Origin of the sequence: Collinsella aerofaciens, assembly GCF_039752985.1 — a bacterium.
GTDB lineage: Bacteria > Actinomycetota > Coriobacteriia > Coriobacteriales > Coriobacteriaceae > Collinsella > Collinsella aerofaciens_BT.
The window spans coordinates 1-6,496 of the sequence record NZ_JBDMHA010000084.1 but is presented as its reverse complement, the minus strand read 5'-3'; the positions used below and the strand labels follow the sequence as shown (position 1 = coordinate 6,496).

Sequence of the window (6,496 nt, the reverse complement as noted above, 5' to 3'; positions counted from 1 at the left end):
GCACCATCGATAGCCACGTGAAGAATCTTCGCGCCAAGCTGGGCGATGATCCCAAGAAGCCCAAGTGGCTCTACACCGTCCATGGTGTCGGCTATCGCTTCGAGGCTCCGGCCAAGACCGATAAGTCGGACGAGAAATAGGGAAATCACATATGACACCTGCGCGCTTTGAAATCGGACAAAAGCACAAGCAGGAGAGCGAGGCGGGTTCCAAGGCTAGTTGGAACACGCCTCGTTCCGATTCACGGCCAACGATGAGCTATCCCTCGCGCATGGCACTTGCTTTTGCTCTGACATCGCTCATGACGGTATTGGTGCTGGTGGGCGTTGTCTCTGTTGTGTGGGGCACGGTCTTTTCGGATTACACACGCTCCAATATCGTCGAAATCGCAAATTCCGCTGCCGAGAAGTTGGCGACCTCATATGAGGAAAACGGCTCTTGGACCGCGGGAGAACTGCGCACGGTCGCAACGTCGAGTTTGGTTTCCGACGATCTGGGCATGCAGGTCGTCAATAAAAAGGGTGTGATCGTTTATGACGATTCCTGGCCCTCGGCAAGCGCCACCGCCGATGTACGCGAAAACCAGGCTACGACCGACGACACGAGCGGCAAGAGGGCATCGCATAGCCCGGTCTCGTCTGCTCCAACCGACTCCGATAGCGTTGCTAACGTCGAGATTGTAACGTCTTCCGGCGAGCATGCCGGACAGGTAAAGCTGTGGGCCATCGGCTCCGACGCTCTGCTCACCAAGGCGGACTCTGCGTTTAGGGAGAAGACCTTTAACGCCATGGCCCTCGCCGCGGTTGTTGCAATCTGCATTTCGGTCGTTATCGGATCGCTCGTGTCGCGCATGCTCACCAAACCGATTCATCGCATCACCAGTACCGCAAAGCAAATCCGTGACGGCGACCTGTCGGCTCGCACGGGGCTGCGCGGTGATGACGAGATCGATCAGCTGGGTGAGACCTTCGATGAGATGGCCACCTCGCTCGAGAAGGATATGAAACACGAGAAGCGCCTGACCTCAGACGTTGCACACGAGCTTCGCACGCCGCTTATGGCCATGCTCGCAACGGTCGAGGCCATGCAGGATGGCGTGTATCCCACCGACGATGAGCATTTGGAGACCGTTGCTTCCGAGACGCGTCGCCTGGCTCGTCTGGTGCAGCAGATGCTCGACCTATCGCGTATGGAAAACAGCACGGCTCCGCTCAATCTAGAACCGGTGGACATGGTTCCGTTCGTGCGATCGATTGTGAACGGCCAGGAGCGTCTGTTTGCCGACCGTGACCTTCGTCTTCGCTTTGCAGATGAAACCCAAGGGCACGACGATGTCGTCGAGGCCGATCCCGACATGATCACGCAATGTGTTATCAACCTCATGAGCAACGCCATGCGCTACACCCCCGAGGGCGGTTGGGTCGTGGTGTCGGTGCTCAGTGACCGCAGGCACGTCAGCATTGCCGTTTCTGATACCGGCATCGGTATTGCCAAGGACGATCTGTCGCGCATTTTCGGGCGGTTTTGGCGCGCCGATGCCAGCCGCGCCCGCGAAGCTGGCGGCCTGGGCGTCGGCCTCGCCGTGACCAAGCAGATCGTCGAGCGTCACCATGGCTACATATCCGTGGAGTCGGAGCTTGGAAAGGGTACGACTTTTACAATTCATCTGCCCCGCGAGCACATGGCGGACGCGGCATCTACTACAATGGAGCACTAGCTTTTCGCTATTCGGTGAAGGAGGGGCCGTGTCCCTGCCGCTCCGAGTTTGCGAAAACATGCGGGAAAGAACCCGCATTTCTGTCGTATTTAGGTAAGGAGTGACTCACGTGACAACGATGGAGCGTCGTCCGGATTCCCGTGGCAAGGTTCGTGATATTTACGATGCCGGTGAAAACCTGCTGATGGTCGCCACCGACCGCATTTCTGCGTTCGACTTCATTCTTCCCGACGAGATTCCGTTTAAGGGAGAGGTGCTCAATCGCATCTCGGCATTCTGGTTCGATAAGTTTGCCGACATCGTCCCCAACCATCTCGTTTCCATCGACCCGGCGGATTTCCCCGAGGAGTTTGCTGAGTATCGTGACTACCTCGCTGGCCGCGCCATGCTGGTTAAGAAGGCCCAGACGATTCCTATCGAGTGCATCGTCCGCGGCTATCTGACCGGTTCGGGCAAGAAGACCTACGACGAGAACGGCACCGTCTGCGGCATCCAGCTGCCTGAGGGCCTGACCGAGGCTTCCAAGCTTCCCGAGCCGTTGTTCACGCCGTCCACGAAGGCCGAGATCGGTGACCACGACGAGAACATCTCGTTCGAGCGTTGCTGCGAGATCGTGGGCGAGGACATCGCCACGCAGATTCGTGACCTTTCCCTCAAGATCTACAAGGCCGCTGCCGAGTACGCCGCGACCCGTGGCATCATCATTGCCGACACCAAGTTCGAGTTTGGTGTCATCGATGGCAAGGTCACGCTGATCGACGAGTGCCTCACGCCCGACTCCAGCCGTTTCTGGCCTGCTGCCAGCTACGAGGAGGGCAAGATCCAGCCTAGCTACGACAAGCAATTCGTCCGCAATTGGCTCAAGGCCAACTGGGATATGACGGGGGAGACCCCGCACCTGCCCGCCGAGGTCATCGATGGCACGTCCGAGCGCTATCGCGAGGCCTTCCAGATCATCACGGGCTTCCAGTTCACAAGCATGAAGGAGAACGCATAAGTGAGTACCCGTAGCGCCACGAACAAGCGCACGCAATCGCACGAAGTTACCGGGGTTGCGCGCAAGTCTGCCGCATCTGCTAAGCCCGCTCGCCAGGCAGCGAGCTCCGTTCGCGTCGTGCCGGCTTCGTCTAAGGCACGCCGCAAAGAGCTCGAGAAGGGTGAAAACCTGGAAGGCCTTTCCAAGGAGGAGAAGCGCGCCCGCAAGGCCAAGCAGCGTGCTCGCGAGGATCGTATCTATACGGTGTCGAATATCCTCCTTAAGCAGGATGAGGACTACACCAAGCGCCGCCGTATCTGGTGGGCCGTGCTCGCCATCGGCATGGTACTCGTCGTGGCAATTTGGGCTTCGCTCTACTTCGCTCCCGGCGGCACGGTGTCCAGTCCCGTCCAGATGGTCGGCATCGTTTTGTCCTATGTCATCATTCTGGGTGACTTTATCTACGACTTCGTTCGTATTCGTCCCCTGCGCAACATGTACCGCACGCAGGCCGAGGGCATGTCCGAGAACAAGCTCAACGCTCTTATCGAGCGCGCGGCTGCCGAGGAGGACAAGAAGGACTCCAAGAAGAAGTAGCGTTTGTATTCATACATATCGCTAAGATATAAGGCGCGTCGTTTTAGCGGCGCGCCTTTTTACTGTTCTATAGATAGATGGAGTGGCACATGATTCGAGCTGCCCTGACGGTCGAAGAAGCTCTGGAGGGCATGAAGGCCCTGGAGCCCAAGATTAAAAACTATGCGCGCCTGGTTGTCCGCAAGGGCGTAAACGTCAAGCCCGGCCAGGAGGTTGTCGTTCAGTCTCCGGTCGAGTGCGCGCCCTTTGCCCGCGTGGTGGTTGCGGAGGCTTATGCCGCCGGCGCTGGCCACGTGACGGTCATTTGGGCCGATGATGCCGTGACGAGGCTCACGTACGAGCATGTCGAGAAAAGCTATTTTGAGCAGACGCCCGAGTGGAAGCGCCTGCAACTGGATTCCCTGGCCCAGGACGGTGCCTGCTTTATCTTTATCGAGGGTGCGGATCCTGCGGCCCTCAAGGGCATCGATCCAGCCAAGCCGGCCGCGGCATCCAAGGCGAGGAATACGCAGTGCAAAGTTTTCCGCCGTGGACTGGACTACAACATCAACCCGTGGTGCATCGCTGGCGCTCCGGTCGTGGCATGGGCGCGCGAGGTGTTCCCGGGAGACGCCGATGAGGTTGCAATCTATAAGCTGTGGAATGCGATTCTGCACACCGCTCGTGCCGATGGCCAGGACCCGGAGAGCGACTGGGAGCTTCATGACGCAGCGTTCGAAAAGAACTTGCGCTTCCTGAACGACAATCGTTTTGACCGGCTGCATTACACCTCGGCAAATGGAACCGATCTGACGATTGGCATGACGAAGGGTCACGAGTGGGCCGGTGGCAAGGGCAAGACGCCCGATGGGCACCCCTTCTTCCCCAACATTCCCACCGAGGAAGTCTTCACTTCGCCCGATCGCATGCGCGCCGACGGTATCGTGTACTCGGCCATGCCGCTCATCCACCACGGCAATAAGGTCGACGATTTTTGGATTAAGTTCGAGGGTGGCCGCGTGGTGGACTACGACGCTCGCGTGGGCAAGGCAACACTTGCGAGCATTATTGACACCGATGAAGGTGCTGCTCATCTGGGTGAGGTCGCGCTTATTTCCAAGAACACGCCAATTCGCGAAAGTGGTGTTCTGTTCTATGACACACTCTATGACGAGAACGCCAGCTGTCACCTTGCGTTGGGTGTTGGATTCCCTGAATGCATCGAAGGCGGGTACGACATGTCCAAAGAGGAGCTCCTGGAGCATGGCGTTAACGTTTCGAGCACGCATGTCGACTTCATGATCGGTACGGACGACATCGATATTACGGGAATTACGCCTGATGGACGTGAAGTTGTGATTTTCCAGAACGGCCAATGGAGTTGGGAATAGTCCCAGACCGTGGTACAATGCCACCCGCGGGCCGTTAGCTCAGCTGGCAGAGCAGGGGACTTTTAATCCCAAGGTCCAGGGTTCGAACCCCTGACGGCCCACCATAGAAAAGAAAGCGATCGACTCCGGTTGGTCGCTTTTTTTGTTGCCGGTGCACGGGTTCGAACCCGTCGGGGCGCGGAGCTGAGTAAACGCGTGAGCGTTTGCCAGCGCAGCGCGCAAGGCACGAAAGCAACGCAGCGGCCGCCTGCGAAGCGGGCTGAACCCCTGACGGCCCACCCAAAGAAAGGAAAACGAAATGAAAACAGATAGATACGGAATTAGCGGCAGCACGTTAAAGATAATAGCGGCCATTTCGATGGTTCTCGATCATGTAAGCAGGATCGTCCTGACCAATGGAATCATGACTCACGCATCGTACAATCAGATATCAGACGAGCAGTGGGCGATTCTAAGCGAGGCTTCGGATGTGCTTCATGTTCTTGGCAGAATTGCATTTCCCTTATTTTGCTTTTTGATAGTTGAGGGATTTTTGCATACTCATGACATAAAGAAGTACCTGCGAAATATGCTTGTCTTCGCAATCATTGCGGAGCCCATATACGATTTCGTTCAAACCGGGCAACTCTTTGACCTTCGGCAACAAAATGTTATGTGCGAGCTCCTGCTTTCCTTGGTCTTTTTGATTATTCTGGAAAAGATACAAAGTCTTTCAAAATGGAAGAGGCACATCGCAGAAATTGCTCTGATTGTTTTGACAGCACTGGCAGCTGAATACACTAAACTAGATGGCGGCGTGTATGGCATTCTGCTTGTGGGTGCATTCTATTTATTCCACGACAGCAAGGCCAAGATGTTCTTTGCTGCAGTATGCGCAGTGCTCCTTTCGTCATGCCATATAGTTGGCGGCGGATTTGAGTTTGCTACAGCTAATGTATTTAATCCTGATGTTGCTGCCGCGGTCGTTTCGTTGCTGCTTATCAATCTTTATAATGGCAAGCGAGGGCTGAAGCTGAAATACTTCTTCTACATTTTCTATCCGGCACATCTTGCTCTGCTTTATGGTGTCTCACTTATTGTTTTGAACTGTCTTTAATAACTCTCAAACAAGTCTCTGAAAGCAGAAACAAATTGGCCCTAAGACTGCTTGTGAATTTCCGGAAGACCTGAGAGATGCGAGGATAGACAACGAGGGCTGCAGAAAGATGCTTCTCAGTTCTCTGGCGGATCGCACGTATCTGTATGAGGATCACTTGCACACACTCATTAATAACAGTGATAAACACGGCAGATCTTCAAAACATGAGGCCGCGGAGGTCGAACGGTGCTTCGAAAGCATGAATGGCAGCGAGAAAATGAGTTCGGAAGCGCCCTCTGGATGCTCCAGCATAGAAAAGAAAGCGATCGACTCCGGTTGGTCGCTTTTTTTGTTGCCGCGCCACGGGTTCGAACCCGAACTTCTCTATATATAAGAACGCTTGGCGAACAAAACCTGCCTTTTACCGACGGGAAACAAATAGCTGATGCTTTTGGAGTAAAGTGGCGCTCCAGAGATGACCGATGCCTTAACACCTATAAACCAGCTGGTCATCGCCAATATCAGAAGCTGCTGCTTCGAATACGGCCTCAGTGAAGCAACTGAGGGTTCTATTCATTTGTGAACAAAATATGGAGTGCTGGATTCCCGCCCCCGGGGGCCCTCCGGTCTGGCAATATATCTCCTTGCCGCGCGGCCCGGTCGAACCGGATGAGCCGCTAAGCGTGCACCTTGAGAACCGGATACTGCGAGGATGGACACTTACTTCAGTGTCGCATCCGGGCAGACATCGAACCATT

General features: G+C 55.5%; 6 protein-coding genes and 1 tRNA gene. All 7 read left to right on the top strand.

The features are described from left to right. The coding region (locus ABHR76_RS09170) for a winged helix-turn-helix domain-containing protein (protein ID WP_346977467.1) at window positions 1-140 on the top strand (140 nt) is incomplete at its 5' end. A gap of 11 nt (window positions 141-151) precedes the next feature. Further along, window positions 152-1,717: a sensor histidine kinase gene (locus ABHR76_RS09165; RefSeq protein WP_161115615.1), complete on the top strand. Its 1,566-nt coding sequence runs from the start codon at window positions 152-154 to the stop codon at window positions 1,715-1,717. Between the two features lie 118 nt (window positions 1,718-1,835). Beyond that, complete coding sequence (locus ABHR76_RS09160) at window positions 1,836-2,714, top strand: phosphoribosylaminoimidazolesuccinocarboxamide synthase (RefSeq protein WP_055310313.1); 879 nt, start codon at window positions 1,836-1,838, stop codon at window positions 2,712-2,714. Beyond that, window positions 2,715-3,290, top strand: a complete 576-nt coding sequence (locus ABHR76_RS09155) for a hypothetical protein (RefSeq protein WP_196031406.1) — start codon at window positions 2,715-2,717, stop codon at window positions 3,288-3,290. Between the two features lie 89 nt (window positions 3,291-3,379). Further along, window positions 3,380-4,660 (top strand): aminopeptidase, encoded by a 1,281-nt coding sequence (locus ABHR76_RS09150; protein WP_346977464.1) that lies wholly within the window; start codon window positions 3,380-3,382, stop codon window positions 4,658-4,660. Window positions 4,661-4,688: 28 nt separating this feature from the next. Next, window positions 4,689-4,764 (top strand) — tRNA-Lys (locus tag ABHR76_RS09145). 194 nt (window positions 4,765-4,958) lie between these two features. Further along, window positions 4,959-5,756 (top strand): TraX family protein, encoded by a 798-nt coding sequence (locus ABHR76_RS09140; protein WP_346977462.1) that lies wholly within the window; start codon window positions 4,959-4,961, stop codon window positions 5,754-5,756. Window positions 5,757-6,496 lie beyond the last annotated feature (740 nt).

Bases quoted from the DNA above. Each gene is read 5' to 3' on its own strand.
- ABHR76_RS09140 (WP_346977462.1), top strand. From the start codon at position 4,959: ATGAAAACAGATAGATACGGAATTAGCGGCAGCACGTTAAAGATAATA.
- ABHR76_RS09160 (WP_055310313.1), top strand. From the start codon at position 1,836: ATGGAGCGTCGTCCGGATTCCCGTGGCAAGGTTCGTGATATTTACGAT.
- ABHR76_RS09165 (WP_161115615.1), top strand. From the start codon at position 152: ATGACACCTGCGCGCTTTGAAATCGGACAAAAGCACAAGCAGGAGAGC.
- ABHR76_RS09150 (WP_346977464.1), top strand. From the start codon at position 3,380: ATGATTCGAGCTGCCCTGACGGTCGAAGAAGCTCTGGAGGGCATGAAG.